This is a genomic window from Candidatus Cloacimonadota bacterium (assembly GCA_028706475.1).
GTDB lineage: Bacteria > Cloacimonadota > Cloacimonadia > Cloacimonadales > Cloacimonadaceae > UBA5456.
Window position 1 is genome coordinate 32791 of the sequence record JAQWBI010000002.1, and the last position, 22735, is coordinate 55525.

The following is a 22735-nucleotide window of genomic DNA, read 5'->3' on the forward strand; positions in this document are numbered from 1 at the left end:
CTCATATACCTTTTCTTTCAGAAAAAGAACCAACCAGACCATCGACTCAACTACGGCTTATGATCCTTTTGGATAATAATCGTGAGGCAACTGAATTGCTTGACAAAAAACAGCTTAGGTATATATTGCAATATAGATGAAATTGTTATAGAAGGTGAGATCATGGCCCTGCTACTAAAAACCACCCGATTCGTAGAATCTCAGATAGATACTTTTCTGGACATCGTTAGTGATTCCGCGACTACTTTTCAACTGGCTGTGGAGGACTATCTGGAGGGACGCACACAGCAGTTTGAAGAGCGCTTGACGCAGATTTGCGATTATGAGCATCGCGCAGATGACTTGAGAGTAAGTATCGAACGATTCCTGTATGAACGTACCCTGATTCCAGAGAACAGGGGGGATGTGTTGGCAATCTTGGAAAACACCGATGAAGTGATAGACAACATCAAGGATTCCCTGTTGCAGTTTTCCATTGAGCTTCCTCATATTCCCTCTGAATTGAACGATTTGTGGATGCAGACCACCAGAGCTTCAGTGGCAGCGGTGGAGCAACTGGTGTATGCAGTGAGGTCGTTTTTCCGGGATCTTTCAGCAGTGAACAATTACATTCACAAAGTCTATTTCTTCGAGCGTGAGGCGGATCACATCGGAGAGCGTTTGCGCCGGCAGATATTTGGCATGGAAATCGAACTATCCCGCAAGAGTCAATTGCGTTTCTTTGCCATTCACATCGAAAAGATCTCTGACGCTGCCCAGAATGTGTGTGACCGGCTATCCATCTACACTATTAAACGGCAGTTGTAAGCCAGCATGTTCTTTTTCTACCTGCTAAGCGGACTTTTCTTGGGTTGGTCGCTGGGAGCTAACGATACCGGCAACATCTTCGGTGCTGCAGTGGAAACCCGCATGCTGAAATTCAAGAAAGCTGCTCTTATTGCTGCAATCTTCATTACTTTGGGAGCAGTGTTTGAGGGCAGTGGACCATCGAATACTCTGGGCAGATTGGGCTCTATGGATGCCCTGGGCGGGGCGTTTACAGTGGCCTTGGCAGCAGCTTTGACCATTACGCTGATCGTGCGCATCGGCATTCCGGTATCTACATCTCAAACCATTGTGGGAGCGATCATCGGCTGGAATCTGTTTACGGGCAGGCTCACAGATTATTCGTCGCTCATTACCATCGCTTCATCCTGGGTGATGGCCTTTGTGCTTTCAGCGAGTATCGCCGCTATCCTGTTCCATCTGGTAAAGCCCATTATAAACAGATCGCGCACGCATTTGCTGGTACAGGATCTCATGATCCGTTATGCCCTGATCGTAGTAGGTGCATTTGGCGCTTATTCTTTGGGGGCGAACAACATCGCGAACGTAGTGGGAGTATTTGTTCCGGTGTCTCCCTTCAAGGATCTGGTGCTGAGCAGCAAGATAACAATCTCGGGACTGCAGCAACTATATCTTTTGGGCGCATTGTCTATAGTGGTGGGAATCTACACCTACTCTCACAAAGTGATGCGAACAGTGGGCAAGGATCTCTTTCATCTGTCTCCGATCACAGCCTTGGTTGCTCTTAGTGCGGAAGCTATTGTGTTGTTCATTTTTGCATCCCGCGGACTCTACAATATTCTCTTGAACAGCGGCTTACCCACCATTCCTCTGGTTCCGGTATCGTCCACGCAAGTGATTGTGGGCGCTGTTGTGGGTATCGGTTTAGCCAAGGGCGGAAAAAACATCCGTTACAACATCCTGGGGCGAATTTCTTTGGCCTGGATTGCGGCTCCGGTTTTGGCGGCGCTCATCAGCTTTATTCTGCTCTTCATCATTCAAAATGTCTTTGAACAAAAAGTGTATCAGGATACGCGCTATATATTTGATCGAAAATCTATTACCAAGATTTCTGAAGAAGGCTTCGATATTTCTTGCTTATCAACTGTGAACGGCAGGACATTTACTACTGAACGAGAGATCTACCAGGAGTTGAGTGCACAGCGCAGCCTGGGAAGAGACGAGATTATTCGCATCATCCGGTTGGCAGAGATCCATCGGTTAAAAGTGGATTATGACAAACTGATGGCAACTGGTATGGATAAAAGCTTCAGTACTGCACAACTGGCCCGCCTGGAGGCCATCAATGAACGCACATACAATCACAAGTGGCAACTGGATGCAGATCTGGCACAAGAGCAGGAATTTGAGTATTACGAAGAAGCTGCGTCTGAGAGAGAAAAAAACCACAACCAGATATTGGAAGGTAAACTGAATATATTGTACAGGGCTTTTGCCATAGAAGATAAAAGCAAGAAGAGATGAATCCATTTGTAGAAAAGATAGTTCCGCTGATAGTAGCATTCTTTGTGGGAGTGAGCGTCAAGAAACTGCGAATGTTGAGCAAAGATGATGCCCCCATCCTGCTTAAATTTGTATTGAACATCAGTCTGCCAGCCCTTACTATCCTGGCAATATACAATGTTCAGGTAAGTGCAGAGATGTTATTCATCCCTGTCTTTGCCATGATAGTGGTGATGGTGATGTACATGGTATCCACTCTGGCAAACAAGGCAATGCAGCTTCCCAGACCGATGTTCGGAAGCTTTTTGGTGGGCACGATGATAATGAATACCGCCTATGCTCTACCCCTCTTTCATGCAGCTTTTGGCGATGAGGGTCTGGCCAGGGCGTCGCTGTTTGACATCGGCAACACCTTCATGATATTCACGTTTACCTATTTTAACGCCATCAAATATGGTGACAATGCCCATACCGACAAAATTGCCTGGGGTAAATTCCTGAAGCTTCCGCCACTCTATGCCATGCTGATTGCTTTGCTGATAAAAGTCCTGGGATTCAAACTAAATCCGGTGTCAGTGAATGTTTTGAACCTGATTGGGCAGCCAACTACAACTTTGGTAATGATTGCCTTGGGTTTGTACTTTGCACCTCGCAGAAAGAACATTGGCAAAGCATTTTTGGCGATCTTCATCCGCATGGGTTTGGGATTGGGAATCGGTTGGCTTCTGGCTTTAATCTTTGGATTGCAAGAGCTTACCGCTACTACAGTGATCGTGTGTTCGGCACTTCCGATTGGTTTTAACACTTTGATTTTTGCGAATCTGGAGAACATGGATCGGGAGTTTGCTGCAACGATGGTGAGCTTTTCAATAATAATAGCGCTGTTTTATGTGCCATTATTGATATATTGGTTCGGTTGATACAGGAAGGATCTAACTTTTTGCCTTATGCTTGATCTGGGCAGTGCTATCACGGATGTATAGTGGTTCCAGATCAGCTAAGTCTTTGCCTTGATATATCTTTGGGTGGGTGTACTGCTCCAGTTCAAAGAGTAGTTCCGCTTTGGGATGATGGAGATAGACCGGGGCAATGAAGGCTTCGATGTTTGCAGATTGAAGGACTGAGGCCACCGCTCCAGTTCCGCTGCCGGTGAGGATATAATCCTGGATCTTATAATTGACAATATCCCCCGGTGAGATCACACAGGGGGGAATGGTGGGCTGCAACCGTTCATCGAATCCCGCCAAGTATACTTCTTTCATTTTGGCATCGATCAGGCTCAGTATATTCTTTCCGCTGATAACGCAAGGCAGAGCGGTTAATTCCAAAGAGCTGAAAGCGAGTACCCGGAGATTGTGGGCAAAAGCAATACCTTTTGCTGTGGAAAGGCCTATACGCAGTCCGGTAAATGATCCCGGACCAAGACAGACATATATCTCCTCGATGTCTTGAGGCTGGTAACCGCACAATTTCATCGCAGCATCCAATACGGGCATCAGGGTCTCGCTGTGAGTGATGCGGATATCAAAGAAAGCGCTATATAAAATGCGTTCCTTATCGCTGAGGGCGATGGATCCGGAGCTCTGAGAGCAGTCTAATGCTAGTTTCAATTTCCCTTGCTGATAAACTCGTCGTATAGTATTTCAAAATGCAGCTTGTGTTTGGCTTCATCGGAGGCCAATCTGCGAAAGAGAGTGGATATTTCCTCATCGGTGAACTTCAGGCTCATCTCGGAGTATAGCTTGAAAGAGCTTTCTTCGCGCTTCATAGCTTGGATGAGGATGCTTTGGTAGCTCAGTTCCTTTTCATCCGGTTCTTTTACTAAGTATTCGCTGATCTTCAGGTTTCTGGTTTTTTGGATATCTTCGGCTTTCACGCCCTTTTTACGAATGCTCTCAATAACCACTATATGCCCCATCTCCATCTGTTCCAGTTCCTTGAGCATCTCCTTTTGATCGGCAAATTTGCTTTGTTGTTGCAGTTTTCTATAGAATGATACTGCTGCTTGCTCGCGTTCAACGGCAAAATCCAAGATTTCATTGAATTCAGGGATTGTCATAACTCCTCGACATAGGACCAGGAAGGATTAATAAGCAAATGCCGGGAAGGTTGTTAGCTTCCCGGCGTTAAAGGATCTGTTAATCAAGTGGTTCGAACATGTCTTTACTGACACCGCATTCTGGGCAAACAAAATCTTCAGGAAGTTGTTCAAACGGTATGTTGTCGTTCTCAGCGGGATCGTAAATCCAGCCACAGGCGATGCATTGATACTTTTGCATTGATATCCTCCAGGATTTAGTATGTCTCTATATGTAGTTCAAAATATGCTTGCGGGTGATTACACACGGGACACACCTTGGGAGCTGTATCCCCTTCATGAATATAACCGCAATTTAGACATTTCCAAAATACTTTATCGTCCTTCTTGAACACTTTCAGGTTTTTCACGTTATTATAGAGTATTCGGAAGCGCTTCTCGTGTTCTTTCTCAACTTTAGATACCATCCTCCAAGATAGGGCGATATCTTTGTAGCCTTCTTCCTCGGCGATGTCTGCAAACATGGGATAGAGCTCGGTCCATTCTTCGTTTTCACCCTTGGCGGCATAATCCAGATTCTTGATCGTGCCTTCTTCGGTCTCGCTCCAGCCCACGGGATATGAGGCGGTGATGTTGATCATCTCGCCTTCAATGCCGTTTTTTAACAAGTGGCGGAAGAATACTTTGGCATGTTCTTTTTCGTTTAAAGCTGTTTCCACAAAGATATTGGAAATTTGTTCAAAGCCTTCTTTCTTTGCAGTCTTGGCAGAGTACTCATAGCGCATTCTGGCTTGACACTCTCCAGCAAATGATTTCATTAGGTTTTCTGCAGTTCTGCTATCTTTAAAGGACATTTATCTACCTCCAGGTGTTTCTTTTTATGCTTTCCACAAGCCATGCAGATTGCAATACTCTCGTACTGATTCCACTTCGGCTTTCTTAACCGGAAACTCCGCTACGGGAGCTTCTCCGGGTTTGAACTCGTGACGATATACTTTCTTCTTTGTAAGTACTTCCACAAAAACAATATAGTGCTTCTCTTCCATCGGATGAGGTACAGAACCTACCTCGACCCTGATGGAGTTACCCAAGTCGCTTACGACAGGAACGTGCTTTTCTTTGGCTGCGTCCACAGCATTCTCTTTTAATAGCTTCATCGGCTCGCCACAACATACCAATTCACCTTGACCACCATATACAGCTTCTACTGTATTTCCACATATTGGGCAATGCCATACTTGACGTAATGTAATCATCTTTACCTCCATGGTTTTAAGTCCATGTACCAAGTATCTTATGCTTAGTTTCTTTTGTCAATAAGAAACTTGACGAGAGAGTAACCTATTGACGTTAAAAATGGGCAGTATAGCCTTTTGCAGGCGCTGTTCCATTCTCAAACAGGCAGGTAATAGTATTACTGTTAGGTGATTTTGGAATATTGATCCCGGATCCACCCTTGGGCTACTGATACAAAGATTTCTTGTAAGTCATGCATGGCGACGGGATCTAGCTTCCCTGTCCATTCGTCCATAAATATCTTTTTAAACTCCACGGCGATGCAGAGTACTCGATCGGGATAACGTTCATGGAGAAAGCGGGGCAATTGTCCACCGGGGAATTTCACATCACAGCGGACATCCAGTTGAGAATCCAAGAAGTCTTTCCCCTTCAACCTCTCTCGTAAATCTTCCACCAAGGGGTAGAGCTTTTGGGGCATATTGCTGCGCCCCAGGATGATATCAGGATTATCAATCTGGGGATCTGGTTCTGCATCTGCTCCACCACGGCGGTGGTTGAAGCTGTGAATATCCAGCACAAATAGAAAGGGGTGGATGTTCAACAATCTGTTCACCTGATAGATGAGAGTGTTGTACCAATCAGTATAAGAACCGAGCAAGTCTTTGTACAAAGGATCAGGCATCGTTCCAATTCTGGTTTCCAAGCCCCAGGCATCTTCTGGCTTCAGATATACGCATTTCTCCAGTCCCCGGTTCAGATCCACGGCAAAACGGCTGGTTTCCACTATCAAGTGGTTTTCAAATAAGGCAGCGAAAAGCCCGGTATGAGGGTCCTCTTCACGAAAGCGGTCTGAAGCGCTTATGCTTGTATAAGGTTTCATGGCCTCAGGAATCCGATGTCCATTGTGAATTGCAAGTGCCAGAACTGGCTTTTTGCTGTCTCCAAGATTGTATTTACACTGAATCATACGTCTATGGGATATGTCTCCATCAATTCCATAAGTTTTTGCAGGATTGCCAGATATCGTTCTATATCGGCAAGTTCTATAATGCTGTTTTCCAGCCAAATACCCAGGGCGTTCAAATCGATCTTGGTGATCAAAGCAGCTTGATCAAAGAGATCTTTGCGGCTCTGAGGATATGTCTGATTTGCCAGGAAGAAGAAGCCTTTAAATGCGGGAATCAACGCTCGAATGGAAATGTGCAGAGTCTCTCGCAGATTGCGGCTGTTCATCCGGCCTTCCAAAACAATCTGGCGAGTAAGGAGCCATTTACTCTTGAACTCGCGCTCCATTTGCAGACGAACATCGGAAGGCACTATTTTCAGATTTGAAAGCAAGTCCTCTTTCTGCATCAGATTCATGTGTTGGCTGCTAACTATGTTGATGAACTCAAGCGGATAGGAATCCAGAGAATACTGGATAAAACGGCGATTGATTATCAGGGGCAAATTCAATCTATGCTTGTGGATATATTTGGCCAAAGGAGTCAGCTTCAGCAGCCAGCCGTCAGGATCCTCGTCCAGGATTACTACAGAGTTGTAACTGCCCCAGAGGTCTTTGTACACGTTTACTTGGATCAAGCGATCCTGGATATTGCTGAGTGCATTCAGCAAACCGCCATAAGGATGGTTCATTTTTCCTCCTTACAATACTTTGCCATGTAGGTGGTGGCACATATCTTTGCCAGATTGCGGATTCTGCCGATGTAGGCAGCACGCTCAGTAACGCTGATCACGCCTCTGGCATCCAGCAGGTTGAAGGTGTGAGAGCTCTTCAGAAGCATATCGTAGGCGGGATATACCAACCCCCCCTGGATTAGTCTCTGGCACTCGGTTTCGTATTTTGTAAACAAATCAAAAAGGAGAGCGGTGTCCGCATACTCAAAGTTGTAGGCAGAGTATTCCAGTTCTTTGTGATAATATAAGTCCGCATATTTGCTTTTGGCACTGTAATCCAACTCTCGATAATCTGAGACATCTTGAATATACATCGCCAAGCGCTCCAAACCATATGTCAGCTCCACCGGAACTGGGAATACATCCACACTGCCGACTTGTTGAAAATATGTGAATTGTGATATCTCCATGCCATCCAACCATACTTCCCAACCCAAGCCCCAGGCGCCCAGGGTAGGAGACTCCCAATCGTCTTCCACAAAGCGAATATCATGTTTCTCCAATTCGATACCAATAGCTTGAAGACTCTTCAGATACTGATTCTGGATGTCGTCCGGGCAGGGCTTGATGATCACCTGAAACTGGTAATAATGCTGAAAGCGATTAGGATTGTCCCCATAACGTCCGTCTTTGGGTCTGCGGCAGGCTTGGGGATAGGCGATGGCGGTGTCTTTATTTCCTAAAGCGCCAAAGAAAGTGGCCGGATGAAAGGTTCCGGCACCCATTTCGATGTCGTATGGCTGAATCAAGTTGCAGCCCTTTCCCGCCCAAAATTCTTGAAGGCATTGGATTATACGTTGAAATTCCATTTGTTATTTTCCTGCTAATTTTCTACATTCTTTCTTCAGTTGAATGAGACCGTTCTTTAAGTCCATCAGTTCTTTTGCAATTGCCGGCAAGGCCGCATCCACTTTTAGTCTCTGCTTGGCCACCGCTTCTTCGCGTAGCTCTTGCCGCAGTTCTTTATCCAATCTCAGCTTCTGCTTGGCTCCCTCAATAGTATAGTGTTGGTTGTATAGCATGTCCTTGATCTTCTTCAGGGTTTCAATTTGCTGCAGATTGTAACGGCGTTTGTGTCCGCTCTTTTTGGGGCGGATGGCGGGAATCTCTACTTCCCAATAGCGTAAAACATGAGGTTTGACATCCAACAGATTGCTTACTTCGCCAATACTGTAATAATGCTTGGTCATAGGCCTCTCCTTGGAATAATGAAGCTATAGATGGTAAGGACTGCCGTAAGGCACACAAATATCCAGGGGTAAGGATAGATTCTATGATATAAGGGCGTATCGGCACATGTGTAGAGCTCCGCGTTAATGTTGGTACGTTCAAACAATGAGGCCGAGCTGATAATCTCTCCCTTTGGATTTACGATCATGGAAATACCGGTATTGGCACTACGATAAATCTGTATGCGAGATTCGATTGCCCTAAATTTACTCATCATGCCATGCAACCATGGGCCGTATGAGGTTCCGAACCAAGCATCGTTCGTGATGTTCACATGAAAATCTGCTTTACGGGAGTTGAAATTTGCCCGCTGCATAAAATGCGGGAAGGCCAATTCGTAACATATGGAGGGAGTGAACTCCATACCGTCATATTCATAACGAGGGATGGTGGTGCCAAACTCCCAATTTGCCTGACCAAACTGCAGCTTCCACAAAAAGGGGAAATGATCCAACCACAGCATTCTTTCACCCACCGGAACCAGGATGTTTTTGTAGAACAGTTTGGGTTCATGTCGATAAGGGTGAAAAAGAGCGGCAGCATTGTAATAGTAATGGGATTGAGGATGTTCCGGAGGAGCTTGTTCCACATGGGGAAAGCCGGTGAAAATGCTCATTTGATTTGCGTCTATAATGCTGGTCAGATCTGTGTGGGCTTGCTCTGAATACATCAGATAGTCCGGGATGGCTGCTTCGGGATAGATATGCAGTTGAGTTCCGTTTTTAGAAGCTTGCGCACTTAGTTCCCGATATACTTCAATAATTTCCCGGTATTTCTCGATATCCCATTTCTCATCTTGCTCTATGGATGGCTGCATCACGCTGATTCTTTGGCTTTGCTTCTCTAGAGGCAAGGTGAGCAGGCGGTATTGGCCGTACGCATACCAGGCTATACAGCACACGACTATGGGAAAGATTGCTCTGCGTTTGCCCAGAGTAAGCTGATAAACTAAATAATTGATGCTAAGCACTAACAGAGCTAGCAGGCTCAATCCACCCAAATCCAAAGCTTGCAAAAGAGTAGTGTAATCCGCTAGGGAGTAGCCTATGTTCCACCATGGGAAGCGCATTTCGCCAAAGTTTTGCAGATACTCAAAGCTGATGATGGCGGTTACAAAGATCGGGTAGGCAAGTGCCTGGGATTTGCGCCACACCTGTTCGATAACCAAAAAAGTGATTAGATAATACACTGAAAAGATCAGCCATATTCCCACCAATCCGAGCAGAGTAACCAAACCAATCCAGTTGAAAACCACCAAAATCTGCACCAAACAGAACAACATAGCGGAGATCAGGTTTTGTTTTAATGTATGCTTGCCTTGCTTAAAGTAATACAACAGTGGCACAAACGCCACGAACACAAGCCAGCCCAAGTACAATGGAACCCGGGACAGGCTTAACAGAATCCCTGCAATCAGGGGCAAGTAGAAGGTTTTAAAGAACCTCAGCATAATCCAGTTTCAACAAACGCACTTGTTTGCCTACCACAATCGCAATAGTATCACCACAGATAGTCATCAGCCCCACTTCGCCAGTCATTGGCAGCCATGCCGAACTCATCTTGCTGATAAGTGCCTCGTCATTCAAGCCAATAGCATTGTTGTAGAGGTCATACACCAATTGTCCGCTATCTTTGGAGATCATCTGCCCCAAACTGGAGAACAGCGTGTTTTCCCCTTTGGTATCGTCGTAAGCCACCACATAATCTTTATTTGCGTACAGCATATGTACGGTGCTCAATTCGAACTTGCCGAAGCGGTACAGTTCAGCTCCTTCCAGCAAGTCATAGGCGATGATCTCTGATCCGGCCGCATCGTAAACAAAGACATTCTGGCTGTTTCCCAGAGCCAGTTTCGTGGGTTGTTGCACATAGCTCAGTTCCATATCCCCGATCAGTTTCCCATCGGGATTGAACTTTTTTATCACTCTAGCTACAGAATCCAGTGCGAAGATGCTGCCATCCTGTGACATGGTAAAATCTGCCAAACTGCGAAAGTTTGTAGCTTGGTTTCCCAATCCACCAATGGCGTTTTGACGCTTGCCGTTGCGCCAAAAGACAATTTCCTGACTCCCGGTTTGCATGGCATAAACTGTCTTCGTACCGGGGTGATAATAAGCCTTTTGCACAGTTTCTTCGAAACTAATGGTATCAAACAGAGTGAATGTGCTTATTTCCCTGGGGAGGCCTTTTTTGGAGGCCGAGCAGCCCAATAAGACAAGTAGCAGAAGAAAGCTTATCTTTCTCATTTCTCACGCTCCTAATATTTGCAGGTCTTTCAGTTTCCCCTGGATCGACGATTTGTTGCCAAATCTATTGTATTCCAGTGTGTAGGCGATGTTTATGATGCTATTCTTTTTCAGTAGAGTAAGGTAATCGCCTAGATTGTATCCGATCAAATCCAAAGCGACTCCATCCTTGACCACTTTCAGCTTCAAGTGGTTTCGGCCGACGTTATACGGATAATTTGCCACGCTTACATTGCGCGTCATAAAGGTGGGACGCAGGTTCTCTGGCCCAAAGGGGGCAAATCGCTCCAGGCTGTCCAGAAGGTATTCATTGATGTCGTAAAGCTCTATCTCATGATCGATTACCAAGGGAGGCTGGATCTGATCCAATTGCAGATTGTCCGCTACATAGCGGGAAAGCTCATTCTCAAAACGATCCAGGTATTCCTGATATATGGTAAGTCCCACTGCGTATTTATGACCACCGAAACTGTGCAGATTGTGTTCGATATGCTGCAAGGCAGAAAAGAGATCAAAATCTGCTACAGAGCGACCAGAGCCGCTGCCAAAACCATCTTTGAAGGAGATCATGATTACAGGCCGGTAATACTTTTCCACCAGCTTGGAGGCCACGATACCGATCACACCCTGATGCCAATCGTCTGAAGACACAATCATGCAAGGAGTATTGCCCATATTCTTATATTTCTTCTCTATGATCTCGCAGGCTTCATGGAAGGTTTTCTGATCTTCCTGTTGACGCAGGGAATTATCACGTTCGATCATCTCAGCCAGTTCCATGGAGTGTACTTCATCGGTGGAGATCAGCAGCTCCACCGCCAAAGCGGCGCTTCCCATTCGTCCCGCGGCATTTATCCGAGGAGCGATGCCAAACACGATATCTGTGGTATCCAGAGTTTTCTGATTTAAACCGCAGAGTTGAATAAGGGCGTTCAATCCCAGGTTCTTCATCTCGATGAGGTGTTGTAGCCCGATGGAGGCAAAGATGCGGTTCTCTCCGATCAAGGGAACGATATCCGCAATCGTACCTACAGCAACCAAGTCCATATACTTCAACACATTCTCTGTGCCATCGATGCCCAGTTTCTTGTAGATCGCCATCAAGAGTTTGTATGCAACACCCACTCCGGCAAGATGAGGGAAGGGGTATTTACAACCGGGGATCTTTGGATTGATGGTTGCCAATGCTGGAGGTAGTTCAGCTTTAGGATTGTGATGGTCAGTGATGATGATCTCCATTCCCAAGTCCGAAATAGCCTTGATCTCTTCCATGGCGTTTACACCGCAATCCACACTGATGATCAACTTGCTGCCGTTTTCCCGTAGTTGATCCAGACTGCCCAAAGACAGTCCATAACCGTCTATCATACGGTGGGGGATGTAAAAATCGATGTTTGCCCCGATGCGTTTTAAACCCAGGTACAGAAGTGCGGTGGCAGTAGTGCCATCCACATCGTAATCTCCGTATATGGTGATTAGCTCCTTCTTGTCCACTGCTGCCAAAATACGTTCTACGGCAATCTCCATCTCTTCAAACAGATAAGGATCGGTTATTTGGGAGAGATCGGGATTGAAGAAATCATAGATGTCCTTCGCTCGATGCAAGCCACGACGATATAGAAGTTCTGCGATCAGATCGCCAACTTTCAACTCTGTAGCTATGCTCCGTACGGCCTCAACATCCTCAGCATTCAGACCAGGTGGGATGAGCCACTTTTTGTCCATGCTTTATCCTTTATTCATTTTATTTATTCTCAATATCTTGGAGGAGTGATCCGGTGATCGATTATGATCTCTTTTATACTATCTTCAATGTTCGATGCAGATTCCACACCTCATTAAATGTCATTAAATTGAGGCAGTCAAATCTTGTAAAGGACTAATTTGAGCCGTATGGGACGTCCATGCGAAAATGCTATTCAGGACAATAGACACAGTATTATAATCCCTATGATCTATTGAATTTACAATTTCTGTATGCTTTATCTGGATAATCCGTAGAAGAATCCGGCAGCGTGGGGCAGGTGAGCATACCTACCCAATCAATATCGACATATGCAACATGATTTCTCTTGCCAGATTCTGGGTAACAGCAAAGTATGATCTAATACACTATGGAATTAATCTACTAAGGAATATGCGTGATAGATATACTTTATTCCACAAAGCTATTTTGGCCGCTACTCGCTGCATTTGTACTGCTGAACGGCTTTGATGCTCATTCCACATATCTCGTGATGTGGCCTCACTATTACTATCGAGAGCGAAATCCGGTGGCACGCTGGGCGTTTCGCAAGATGGGCTTACCCCGTGGGATCATCATTTTTAAGCTTGTTTTACTAGCGATACTTATTCCTGCCATGATCTATTACTCCTGCCACGATGTATTTACCATAAACATTGTGCTTCTGGTTAGCAATATGGTCTTTTTGGCAGTTGTGATTCATAATTACAGAGTGCATCGCAGGATCCATAAAAGGAGAGATATATGAAAAAGGCCATTCTGATACTGGGTGGAGGCTCTGCTTACGGCTTGGCCCATATTGGTGTAATTAAGGCGATTAAGGAACAGTACGAGATCAGTTCTGTGATCGGCACTTCCATGGGTGCGATCATCGGAGGCTGTCTCGCCTGCGGTCTGGAAGCAGAAGAAATGCTCGGTCTGGCAGAAGATGTATCCACCAGAGAGCTTTTCAATCCCCTCAATCTGGATTTCTCTCGCAGCGGGATTTTCGACGGTAAGACCATCCTGAAGAAATTTGCAGAATGGACCGATGGCCGCAGAATAGAGGATACGGATATTCCCTACATTGCTGTAGCGTATGACCTCAATCGGCAAGCGACTATCCTGATCGATAGCGGCTCTTTGGCAGACGCCATGCGTGCTTCCAGTTCTCTGCCCTTCATCTTTGCTCCTCACGCGATGAGCGACTATCAGTTTGTGGACGGTGGAGTCTCTCATCCCTTACCTCTTGCCTTTGTTGACGGATTACCGGGGGAAATTACGATTGCAGTAAACGTGTTGCCGCATGTGGCAAACAAAGCAGAGCATTACATCCCGAGTAAAGCCAGGACTCCAAGAAAGCTATTGCATTATAATGTGTTTATGCAATCCCTGATGCAAAACCAAGGTTTCATGGCTATTCAATCCATCATAAACCATAAACCGGACATCATCATCGATGCACATCAGCCGCAACTGGGCTTCACAGACCTGAAAAAGGCTAGAGAATTCTTTGATTTTGGCTATGAACAGGCCGTAAATGCTTTCAAAGATCATTCTGAACCTGGCTTTGCGCTCAGGTTGCGGGACAGCTACGAGCAGTTACTATCCCGTCTTGTGCACAAAAACCGCTGAGGCCTTTCGGATATTATTACTTTAGTTTGCTGATCTTGCGGAACAGATTGCCGGAATCCGCTTTCATCTTTAGCAGATATACTCCCGCGGGAAGTTGCTGTCCATTATCGTCACAGCCGTTCCAGTCAAGCTCCCATGTGCCTTGCTTTGAAGCACTTTTTTGCAACGAGCGCACTTTCTGTCCGCGCAGGTTAAAAACATCCAGACTCAGGTTTTGTTCGATCTTGCTGTTACATAATATTCTTATATTGCTGCCAAAAGGATTTGGGTTCGCGCTCAGGCTGATCTGTTCTGCAACCGGTGCCTGAAGGTCTTCATTGGCACTGGAAACCTGAATATTCCATACTGCATCAAAGGCTATGCTGTCCGAAGAGGCTATGTTGCAGCGTAAGGTATGATTCCCGCTCTCAAATGTGCGTTCGATCATAAAGGTATCGTCCGGTAGGAGTTCGTCGTTCAAAAACCAAGTGTAGCTGACAGTTGCTTCGTGTGTATAAGCTTGAGTGATGAACATTTGAGTTGTGTTTGTATCCAGTAATACCGGTTCATCCAAAACCGGAAAGAAATCCAGTAGATGCAGATCCAACATACGTAGTATAAAAATGTTTACCGGAGTAATGGGACGATTCGAAGAATTAGTGGGTACCGATCCAATAGCCATAACGTTTTCCAGACCTTCGATTATTCTCCCAAACACAGCGTATCCGCCGTCCAGATGCGGCTGAGGTGCCAAAGTTATGTAATATTGGCTACCTGCACTATTTGGTTCAGTGGTACGAGCCATCGCCAACACTCCGGCGCTATCGTGCAAAAGATCCGGGTGAAACTCATCCTGAATGTTGTAACCAGGACCACCGGTTCCGGTTCCATTGGGGCAACCGTCCTGGATCATGAAGCCTTCTATCACCCGATGGAAGATGAGATTATTGTAGAAACCATCATTGGCCAGATCGCGAAAGTTCAAAGCGGTGATGGGAACCAGCTCATCGTACAATTCCGCTGTGAAACTCCCCATCGAAGTGTGCCAGCGGGCAAAAATACGTGCTTGTGCCAATATCGGCATCAGTAAAATGGCTAAAACGCAAACCAATCTAATAGTCTTGTTCATAATATGTCTCCATGTTGTCTGGTTTATTGGCATCTTTTTACAGAAAACAACAAAGAACAAATTCAGTCAATCCTTTTTTTGGGGGCTGCTATTCTAGTGATTCAGAGAGGGATTTACTACAAGTACTGTGGCCAAAAGTTTTGGGAGTTTATCTCAGGAGATAGTAATCTATACTTGGACATTATCGAACCACTAGCCCAAGATGCCAAGTCAAGGTCTATCTCCTACCAAACGAAGCATGCAAACACATTGAATAAGCTAACGAAAGACTTTATCAACACCTTTTGTGACGAAGAAGGTAGGATAGACTGGGAGACACTTGTTCGGACAAATTCGTCATACGAGAAATAGATCATCCTACGGATCGATATTGCTTCAACTTCTTACATTACTATTGAGCATCTTCCGAAGAGTATCGAGAGATCGTTGACTCATCATTTCCCGCTTCAGCTTTTTATCCCGAATACCGTTTGTAAGGGCGGGAAGGATTCCAAAGTTCGCATTTACAGGCGAGAAATTACCCTTTTCTGGAATGGTGATTAGTCGTCTCCAGAGCTGACCCATGATGCTCTCTTCCGGCAGCATGGCGAGCTGATCAGCAATGATTCTGGTAGTCCATAAACCTGAGGCAATGCACTCCACATAGCCTTCCACTCCGCTTAGTTGCCCTGCAATCCATACATCTGGTCGCGCTTTCAAGCTGAGATCGGGATTCAGTATCTTAGGCGAATTCAGATAGGAATTGCGGTGAATGGAGCCATAGCGCAGGAAGGACGCATGTTGCAAACCCGGGATCAACCTGAAAATGCGCTTCTGTTCCGGGTAGCGCAGCATGGTTTGACATCCCACCAGATTGTAGGCTGTGAAGTCCTTGTTCTCTGCTCTTAGCTGCAATACAGCGTAGGCTTTATCTCCTGTGGCGGGATCTTCCAGACCCATGGGACGCATCACACCATGACGCAGTGTGTCCTTCCCTCTTCGGGCAAGCTCTTCGATTGGCATGCAGTTCTCATAGAAGCTGAATTTTTCGCCATTGAAGAATTCGTTTTCAAATTCATGAGCTTCGTGTTTTTCAGCAGCCAAAAGAGCGTTTACAAAATCCAGGTATTGTTCTTTGTTAAAAGCGCAATTCAGATAGTCGGCTTCCCCTTTGTCATAGCGAGCTTTGGCATATACTGTGTCCATATCGATGGAATCAGCATCAATGATTGGGGCAATGGCATCGAAGAAGAAGAGCTGATCTTCTCCAAGAAGGCTTTGCAGATGGCGCATCATAGCGTTTGATGTAAGCGGTCCTGTTGCCACAATTACCTTGCCGGAGGGAAGCTCGGTTGCTTCCTCACGGATAATATGGATATTGGGTTCGCTTTCAATGCGCCTTGTAACGTTTTGAGCAAAGAGTTCGCGATCTACAGCAAGGGCGTGTCCGGCGGGGACCTTGGATTGCTTTGCAATCTCAAGCAGGATGGATCCCATCAGGTGTAATTCCTCTTTCAGGAGACCGGCTCCGGTGTCCAATCGCACGGATTTCAGGCTGTTGCTGCATACCAATTCGGCAAACAAATCTCCGGTATGGGCTTCCGTTCTCTGCTTGGGACGCATTTCAATCAGGCGTACATCAAAGCCACTGGCCGCCAGTTGTAATGCGGCTTCCGAGCCTGCCAAACCAGCTCCGATGATGCTAATGGATTGACTCACAGTTCCCGTTTGATCATTGTGATGTAGCCGTCCAGATCCTTGAAGCCCATTTCCGAATACAGATGCCGTGCTGCTGGATTGTCCCGGTGAACTTCAAGTTTGGCTTGATATCCCGTTGCTTTTGCAATATCGAGAGCTTCACGCAATAGCTTCTTCCCAATGCCTTGGTTCTGCCTGGAGGGGCTTACTGCCATGTGATGAATGTAGAGTCTGCGAAAATCGTGGTTTATCCACATAGCGCCCACAATTTCACTAGCTTCTTCTGCACAGATGATGGTTCCAGTGTTTTGCAGAGAATGCTCTATGGCCTCGTAGCTATCGGCACGGGCGGGATTGGTGATACCCGTATCCTGCCAAAGACGGATTATCTTGCTATAGATATCTTCGGATAAGCTCTTGTAGTGCTTGATTATCATATAACTTAATGCCTCATAAAGATATCGGGATCCCTGGTGAAGCGATAGACGCTGTCGTATACTAACTCATAGAGTATCTTCGGCTCATCATCGATCATCATGAAATATTGCTTCTTGGGGCTTTCAGCGATGCTTAGCTTCTTGGTTTTGCCCTGCACATCGGTAATCCAGACTGTACAATAGGGGATTTCGAATAGCTGTATCAGTTCTGGCTCATCATCGCTTTCAAACACATAAGATTGGAAGTTTTGTAAGATACTTAATATCTTGTTGAGGGCAAAATTGTAGGGAACTACCTCAAACTCGTTTTCAGCGTCCTTGTAAGTCCATTTTCTCTCATCACGGCGGAGTGTAAATTCGTTCTTCCTATGTTTACTGCGGATCTCACGGATCTCATGCTCCCAATAATGGACAGCTTGAGGATCGCGCCAGTTCGTGACATTGGGCGCAAAGCGTCTCACGATGTTGCTTGGAGTCTGATACACCAAAGTATCTCCCGCGACCCGGAAGTAATCCCAGGAATTGCCGTTGTTGCCAAAGATCAGGTGTTCCCTTTTTTCCCCAGCGTACAGGCGCACATGAGTGCCTGTGTCATCATCCAGTTCATAACGTTCCAGAGCTGTTTTTGCAGAGCTTAAAGATGTGGTCGAGAAAGTGCCTTGAACCACCTCACGGAAGAAATTGTTCACCATTAAAGTGTCTGCAGGCCACAGAAAGGGCTTGGCCACCTTCCAGATGCCGTCATCGAGGATCAATTCCACCCTTTCTTCGGAATTCCATATCTCTATCCTGTTGATCTCTTCTGCAGCCAAGTTCACCAAGTCATCCTGACGTTGGACGGGCTTTTTGCTCCTTAGTATAAAATATGCGGTGATAAGTATCACGAGTAATATCAGGAGGATATATCTAGACTTTTTCATTTAAATGCCTCAATCTAAGCTTACGCCTGAGAGCCATCCACAATCCAGCCAGAATCAGGATCAGGGGAGCGAGTGCGATGGAGATAACTTTGCAAATCAGCTTGATAGTATAAACTGTCTTGTTCTGGTCTCCCCATACAATGCCGCGATCCTTTATAAAACTGTATATGTTTATCACAGATTTATTCAGGTGACGGTTGCGAATCCTGATCATGGATTCTCTTCCGCAGAAGTAATCCAAAGAGTTGTAGATCACATTTGCTCGATCCCGAAAAATCGGGTTGTCCGGGTTTATCACCAACTCCTTGTCCGCAAAAAGGATCAGTTTCCCTTGTTTAGACTCGCTAGTGAAATCAGGGTCATGCCTTGCCAGATCGGAATCCCTGAACCAGCTGTCCATCTTCCCGGTAGCAAGTGCAGCAGTAACAATGGGGCCAGCAGAAAAGTCTTCCAATTCCGGATTGTAAAAGAGTTCTTGGCTCAACTGAAATTCAGGGGATATCATCCAACCGGAATTCTCTGAGCTGCGCAGGATGACTTCATATTTTAAATCTGCTTTTTCCAGAGCAGTGATGCCGCTTGCGAGATACAGGACAATGTCCTCCATGTCCTTTGAGATGGGATGATCGCTGCCGTTCATGACGGGGTACATAGGGTAACTGGCCATTCTGCCTATCCCCATCTGCCGCTTGTCGCAATTCATGTCCAACACTACGTCGTCGGTAAGCTGGAAACCATAGTGTTCCAACATCTTGATTACGTTGTTTTGTATGTTATTCAAGTAACTGCCATCGGTATCCACGTTGTCTTGCAGGAAAATTACGCTTCCACCCTTCATAAGGTATTGATCCAGATTGTATAGCCAAAGGTCGGGCAGATTGCGGCTGCTGCCGGTAAAGAGCAGAGCGTCAACATTTTGAACTGGTCTGGATAAATCGGCGTCAACGACAGTGAAATTACTGCGCAGTCCTCGTTCGAATATACTAGTATCGAAGTGGTAGTATGTGGTATCCCGGAAAACTGCTACGATGGGCAGGTCTTTGGATACCAAGCTCTGAATGCGCATGGTCATCTCATATTCCAGTCTGGGTTCGATCCTGGGACTGAGGTTCAAGGATTCCACACGACCCTGATACTCGAATATCAGGCCGAAGATTACCTCTTTGGCGGTTACCTGATCGTTCTCGTATATGCGGAATTTCATTGGTCCCAGTCCACTGCCATAAGCCATACCCAGCAATTCCTCGTGGCTGGCAGTTTGAATGTGTTCAAAGCGGAATTTATTGCCGCCTGCGCTTTGATATTCTGCCAGCAAGTCCTTTGTGTAGCGCTCCAGAGAGATCAAATCTGCAGGTAACTCATTGGATGAGAGGATCTTTACCAGCAATACATCGTCCAAGTTGCGTACCAGGTCTTTGCTGATCTTACTGAGGCTGAAAGCCCTTTCTCGGGATAGATCCAGACGGAATGTGACGAGAGAACTGATTAAAAGTAGAGCTATGACGATGCCGATGCGGATGCCGTGGGAACTGATAATGCTATATTTAGTTCGCATCTACCGCTCCTGCATCATGTTTCTGGATTGGAGGTTGAACTCTGCTAAGGTGGCAAAAATGACGATTACGGCGATAAAGAAGAGTAGATCACGCAGATCCAACACACCCCTCATAAATCCGGAGAGGTGATACTCAAAAGAGAAATACTGCAGGTATCTAACCAGAGAGAGAGGTACAAGCGCCAAAAGATAGCGGATCACATAGAAGAATCCGCTTATCAAAAAAGCGATTACAAAGGCCAAAACCTGGTTTGAGGGCAAGCTGCTGGCAAAAACACCGATACTGATGAAAGCCGTTCCTGCCAGGAGTAAGCCGAAAAAGCCCAGGATGATGGCATTGTAGTCGATGTTTTGCCCCAATACCCCAATAATCGCAAAGGGGATTATGTTGAAGATGAGCATGGTGAAGACTTGCATAAATGCAGAGAGGATCTTGCCCCAAATCACATGGCTGAGTCGAATAGGTAAGGTGCTCAAAAGCTCTATTGTCCCGCTGCTGCGCTCTCTGGCGATACTGCCCATGGTGATGGCGGGGATAAAAAACACAAAGAGGATATGCTGAAAGCTGTACAACCCCCTCATTTCTGCCAAACCCACTTTGAAGACAGTAGTGGCAAAGAAACTACCGCTGATCACCAGAAACAGCACAGACACTATGTAGGACGTTATCGAACGCATTGCTAATTGATACTCTTTGCGGGCTATGGTCCAAATCGCGCTCATTGGTCTTCTCCTTCAGGAGTCTCCGTTTTAGGTTCGGTAAGGCTGGGATCCTGTACTAGCTCAGAATCGGACTTGTGAGGTAAAGCCCCCGTTTTGGTGAGGTTGAAGAATATCTCTTCCAAACTGATTTGCTTGGTATATAGGTTTTCGATCAACCAGCCATTATCGCTCACATAGCGGGAAAGATCGTGCTTGACGGAGCTGTCTGACGGGCACTTCAAAATAAGCTTGCAGATTTGGTCGTGGCTTTCCAAAGAGATCACTTCCAGTTCCGGATGAAAGTCCAAAAAGTCCTGCAGGTCGATGTTCTCTCCTTGAATCTCCAGATGCAGTTCCAGATAGTCGTCGAAGTAGCGGCTCACGTTGTCGATATCATCGTCAACTATGATCTTGCCGTTGTTTATGATCAAGACTCTGTCGCACAGTGCTTGTACTTCTTGCATGATGTGTGATGATAGAATTACAGTCTTTTCCACGCCCAGTTTACGGATCAAATCTCGTATTTCGATGATTTGGTTTGGATCCAATCCACTGGTGGGCTCGTCCAGGATAAGGATTTCAGGATCGTGTAATATGGCAAGGGCCAGTCCCACTCTTTGCCGGAAGCCCTTGGAAAGGGTGCCGATCTTCTGGTAGAGGACCCGGTTGATTCCGCAATTCGAGATCACGTATTCACTGCGTTCCTGAAACCTGGAGGGTGACATCTTGCGCAGATCCGCAATGTATTGTAGCAATTCCATTACCAGCATGTCTTCATAAAGAGGGTTCTGCTCCGGCAGATAACCGATCTTGGCGCTGGTCTCGATGGGATCGTCATAGATGGATTTTCCGTCTATGGATATACTTCCGCTATCCGGTTTCAGGTAGCTTACCATCATGCGGAGAGTAGTGGTCTTTCCCGCGCCATTGGGGCCCAGAAAGCCTGTGATGCTGCCGTTGTGGACGCTGAAGTTGATGTCATCCACGGCGCGTAAGGTGCCGAAAGATCGGCTTAGCTTCTTTATCTCGATCATGTAATACTGTGTCTCCGGTGCTTAGAAACTGGGAATCATGGAGGCACTTACAGGCTCTGACAGCAGAATTACGTCGTTCTCCTTCAAGCCTGAAATTACCTCTACCATCTGAAAGTCATTGGCTCCTAAAGTGACAACTGCGTTTTTTGGCTGAGTACTCTTTGCCTTGTCCGGGTTGCTTTCTCCGGGTGTTTCTTTCAGATACACGATGTCCTGATTCTTATCATCTGCAAAAACTGCTCCAATTGGGATGATAAGTACATTCTCGCGTGATTCGCCTTCAATGCTGATCTCAGCAGTCATTCCCGGCATCACTTTATCACCGCGGGCATTGATACTTATCTCCACGGGGAAAACCTTGGCGCTGTTGATCGTTACGGCTTTGGGTGAGATCTTGATGATCTTGCCCTCAAATTCTTCATAGGGCAGGGCATCGAGCTTGATCCGTCCATTTTGTCCTACCTTGAACTTCACGATGTCAACTTCGTTGATATTTGAACTTACAATCATGTGATTCAGATCTGCAATTTGCATGATGACAGTGCCTTCACTATAGGCATTCAAGCTGGAGCTAACCATCTCGCCTTCATTAACCTTGCGCTCTATCACAGTGCCAGAAGTAGTGGCATACATATGGATAACGGTTCCGGGAACGTCCAAATCCCGAATCATGTCGTACTGACGGCTGGCCTGAGCATACTGTATTTCCGCTTCCTGCAGGGCATCTGCCGCATTATCGTACTCTTCCTGAGAGATATATTCCATCTCTTTCAAGCGGGTTTTGTCGGCAAAATCCTTGCGGGCTTGTTCCAGACTCAGTTCGGCACGCTGCAAAGCGGCTTTGGTGTTGAAAAGAGTATTTGCCTGATTGTAATCCGGTTCGATATCTGCAATAATGTCTCCCATTTTCACAGTATCGTTTTCATCCACGTAGAATTTGACCACTTTGCCTGAGACTCTGGATTTTTGAGATACAATGGTCTTGGGCTGGATTTCACCGGTGATTTCCGTACGGGATTCTATGTTACCGAACTTGACAGTGTATGTGTTGGCATCGGTTGCGGCTTCCGGCCCGGACTTGATAGATTTCTTCCGGCAAGTAGTGAAGCCGATGATGGCTGCGATTATCAGTATTATGACCAGGATTACCAAGATCCGCTTTCTGCGCATAATTCCTCTCTTCGTTTGAACTTAGCTATAATAGTAACACGACATTTCAAGGTGC

At 46.1% G+C, this 22735-nt stretch carries 25 protein-coding genes; 5 read left to right on the plus strand and 20 right to left on the minus strand.

Features of this window, described 5'->3' with window-relative positions; genetic code table 11:
- Positions 1–162: 162 nt before the first annotated feature.
- From PHF32_01070 to PHF32_01080, 3 genes are read left to right on the plus strand one after another with little or no spacing between them, the layout of a single operon-like run.
- Entirely contained in the window at positions 163–807 is a 645-nt protein-coding gene (locus tag PHF32_01070) for a DUF47 family protein (GenBank protein ID MDD4559322.1), read from the plus strand.
- Between the two features lie 6 nt (positions 808–813).
- A complete protein-coding gene (locus PHF32_01075) occupies positions 814–2310 on the plus strand; it encodes an inorganic phosphate transporter (protein MDD4559323.1) in 1497 nt (498 codons plus the stop codon).
- On the plus strand, positions 2307–3209 hold the full coding sequence (locus PHF32_01080; GenBank protein MDD4559324.1) for an AEC family transporter: 903 nt from the start codon (positions 2307–2309) through the stop codon (positions 3207–3209). Before PHF32_01075 ends, PHF32_01080 begins: the two co-directional genes overlap by 4 nt.
- A gap of 12 nt (positions 3210–3221) precedes the next feature.
- On the opposite strand, the gene tsaB is transcribed toward PHF32_01080, so the two are convergent.
- The 12 genes from tsaB to recJ form a co-directional block, all read right to left on the minus strand.
- Positions 3222–3899: a tRNA (adenosine(37)-N6)-threonylcarbamoyltransferase complex dimerization subunit type 1 TsaB gene (tsaB, locus tag PHF32_01085; GenBank protein ID MDD4559325.1), complete on the minus strand. Its 678-nt coding sequence runs from the start codon at positions 3897–3899 to the stop codon at positions 3222–3224.
- Positions 3896–4348, minus strand: coding sequence for a ferritin family protein (locus PHF32_01090; GenBank protein MDD4559326.1), 453 nt, complete (start codon positions 4346–4348; stop codon positions 3896–3898). Before PHF32_01090 ends, tsaB begins: the two co-directional genes overlap by 4 nt.
- Positions 4349–4427: 79 nt before the next feature.
- Positions 4428–4568 carry a rubredoxin gene (locus PHF32_01095; protein MDD4559327.1) on the minus strand — a complete coding sequence of 47 codons (141 nt, stop codon included), beginning with the start codon at positions 4566–4568 and terminating at the stop codon, positions 4428–4430.
- A 16-nt stretch (positions 4569–4584) separates the two neighbouring features.
- Positions 4585–5181 carry a rubrerythrin family protein gene (locus tag PHF32_01100; protein ID MDD4559328.1) on the minus strand — a complete coding sequence of 199 codons (597 nt, stop codon included), beginning with the start codon at positions 5179–5181 and terminating at the stop codon, positions 4585–4587.
- Positions 5182–5205: 24 nt separating this feature from the next.
- Positions 5206–5583, minus strand: coding sequence for a desulfoferrodoxin (locus PHF32_01105; protein MDD4559329.1), 378 nt, complete (start codon positions 5581–5583; stop codon positions 5206–5208).
- Between the two features lie 164 nt (positions 5584–5747).
- Entirely contained in the window at positions 5748–6533 is a 786-nt protein-coding gene (locus PHF32_01110) for an N-formylglutamate amidohydrolase (GenBank protein MDD4559330.1), read from the minus strand.
- Positions 6530–7201 carry a hypothetical protein gene (locus tag PHF32_01115; GenBank protein MDD4559331.1) on the minus strand — a complete coding sequence of 224 codons (672 nt, stop codon included), beginning with the start codon at positions 7199–7201 and terminating at the stop codon, positions 6530–6532. The genes PHF32_01110 and PHF32_01115 overlap by 4 nt, the downstream gene beginning before the upstream one ends.
- Positions 7198–8052 carry a glycine--tRNA ligase subunit alpha gene (locus PHF32_01120; GenBank protein ID MDD4559332.1) on the minus strand — a complete coding sequence of 285 codons (855 nt, stop codon included), beginning with the start codon at positions 8050–8052 and terminating at the stop codon, positions 7198–7200. The genes PHF32_01115 and PHF32_01120 overlap by 4 nt, the downstream gene beginning before the upstream one ends.
- A gap of 3 nt (positions 8053–8055) precedes the next feature.
- On the minus strand, positions 8056–8433 hold the full coding sequence (locus tag PHF32_01125; protein MDD4559333.1) for a MerR family transcriptional regulator: 378 nt from the start codon (positions 8431–8433) through the stop codon (positions 8056–8058).
- Positions 8430–9923 (minus strand): apolipoprotein N-acyltransferase, encoded by a 1494-nt coding sequence (lnt, locus tag PHF32_01130; protein MDD4559334.1) that lies wholly within the window; start codon positions 9921–9923, stop codon positions 8430–8432. The genes PHF32_01125 and lnt overlap by 4 nt, the downstream gene beginning before the upstream one ends.
- Positions 9907–10719, minus strand: coding sequence for a hypothetical protein (locus PHF32_01135; GenBank protein ID MDD4559335.1), 813 nt, complete (start codon positions 10717–10719; stop codon positions 9907–9909). Before PHF32_01135 ends, lnt begins: the two co-directional genes overlap by 17 nt.
- 3 nt (positions 10720–10722) lie before the next feature.
- A complete protein-coding gene (gene recJ, locus PHF32_01140) occupies positions 10723–12444 on the minus strand; it encodes a single-stranded-DNA-specific exonuclease RecJ (GenBank protein MDD4559336.1) in 1722 nt (573 codons plus the stop codon).
- A gap of 416 nt (positions 12445–12860) precedes the next feature.
- On the opposite strand from recJ, the gene PHF32_01145 reads away from it, so the two are divergent.
- Complete coding sequence (locus tag PHF32_01145; protein MDD4559337.1) at positions 12861–13211, plus strand: DUF5658 family protein; 351 nt, start codon at positions 12861–12863, stop codon at positions 13209–13211.
- The gene (locus PHF32_01150; GenBank protein MDD4559338.1) at positions 13208–14077 is read left to right on the plus strand and encodes a patatin-like phospholipase family protein; all 870 of its coding nucleotides are present in this window, start codon (positions 13208–13210) and stop codon (positions 14075–14077) included. Before PHF32_01145 ends, PHF32_01150 begins: the two co-directional genes overlap by 4 nt.
- Before the next feature lie 16 nt (positions 14078–14093).
- Here PHF32_01150 and PHF32_01155 read toward each other — a convergent pair whose 3' ends face one another.
- From PHF32_01155 to PHF32_01190, 8 genes are all read right to left on the minus strand, one after another.
- Positions 14094–15185 (minus strand): peptidylprolyl isomerase, encoded by a 1092-nt coding sequence (locus PHF32_01155; GenBank protein ID MDD4559339.1) that lies wholly within the window; start codon positions 15183–15185, stop codon positions 14094–14096.
- Positions 15186–15560: 375 nt separating this feature from the next.
- Positions 15561–16883, minus strand: a complete 1323-nt coding sequence (gene trmFO, locus PHF32_01160) for a methylenetetrahydrofolate--tRNA-(uracil(54)-C(5))-methyltransferase (FADH(2)-oxidizing) TrmFO (GenBank protein ID MDD4559340.1) — start codon at positions 16881–16883, stop codon at positions 15561–15563.
- On the minus strand, positions 16880–17299 hold the full coding sequence (locus tag PHF32_01165) for a GNAT family N-acetyltransferase (GenBank protein ID MDD4559341.1): 420 nt from the start codon (positions 17297–17299) through the stop codon (positions 16880–16882). The genes trmFO and PHF32_01165 overlap by 4 nt, the downstream gene beginning before the upstream one ends.
- 5 nt (positions 17300–17304) lie before the next feature.
- Positions 17305–18219 carry a DUF4340 domain-containing protein gene (locus PHF32_01170; GenBank protein MDD4559342.1) on the minus strand — a complete coding sequence of 305 codons (915 nt, stop codon included), beginning with the start codon at positions 18217–18219 and terminating at the stop codon, positions 17305–17307.
- The gene (locus tag PHF32_01175) at positions 18206–19774 is read right to left on the minus strand and encodes a GldG family protein (protein ID MDD4559343.1); all 1569 of its coding nucleotides are present in this window, start codon (positions 19772–19774) and stop codon (positions 18206–18208) included. Before PHF32_01175 ends, PHF32_01170 begins: the two co-directional genes overlap by 14 nt.
- Complete coding sequence (locus tag PHF32_01180; GenBank protein MDD4559344.1) at positions 19775–20497, minus strand: ABC transporter permease subunit; 723 nt, start codon at positions 20495–20497, stop codon at positions 19775–19777.
- On the minus strand, positions 20494–21510 hold the full coding sequence (locus tag PHF32_01185) for an ATP-binding cassette domain-containing protein (protein ID MDD4559345.1): 1017 nt from the start codon (positions 21508–21510) through the stop codon (positions 20494–20496). Before PHF32_01185 ends, PHF32_01180 begins: the two co-directional genes overlap by 4 nt.
- Positions 21511–21531: 21 nt before the next feature.
- On the minus strand, positions 21532–22680 hold the full coding sequence (locus PHF32_01190; protein ID MDD4559346.1) for an efflux RND transporter periplasmic adaptor subunit: 1149 nt from the start codon (positions 22678–22680) through the stop codon (positions 21532–21534).
- Positions 22681–22735: the final 55 nt, after the last annotated feature.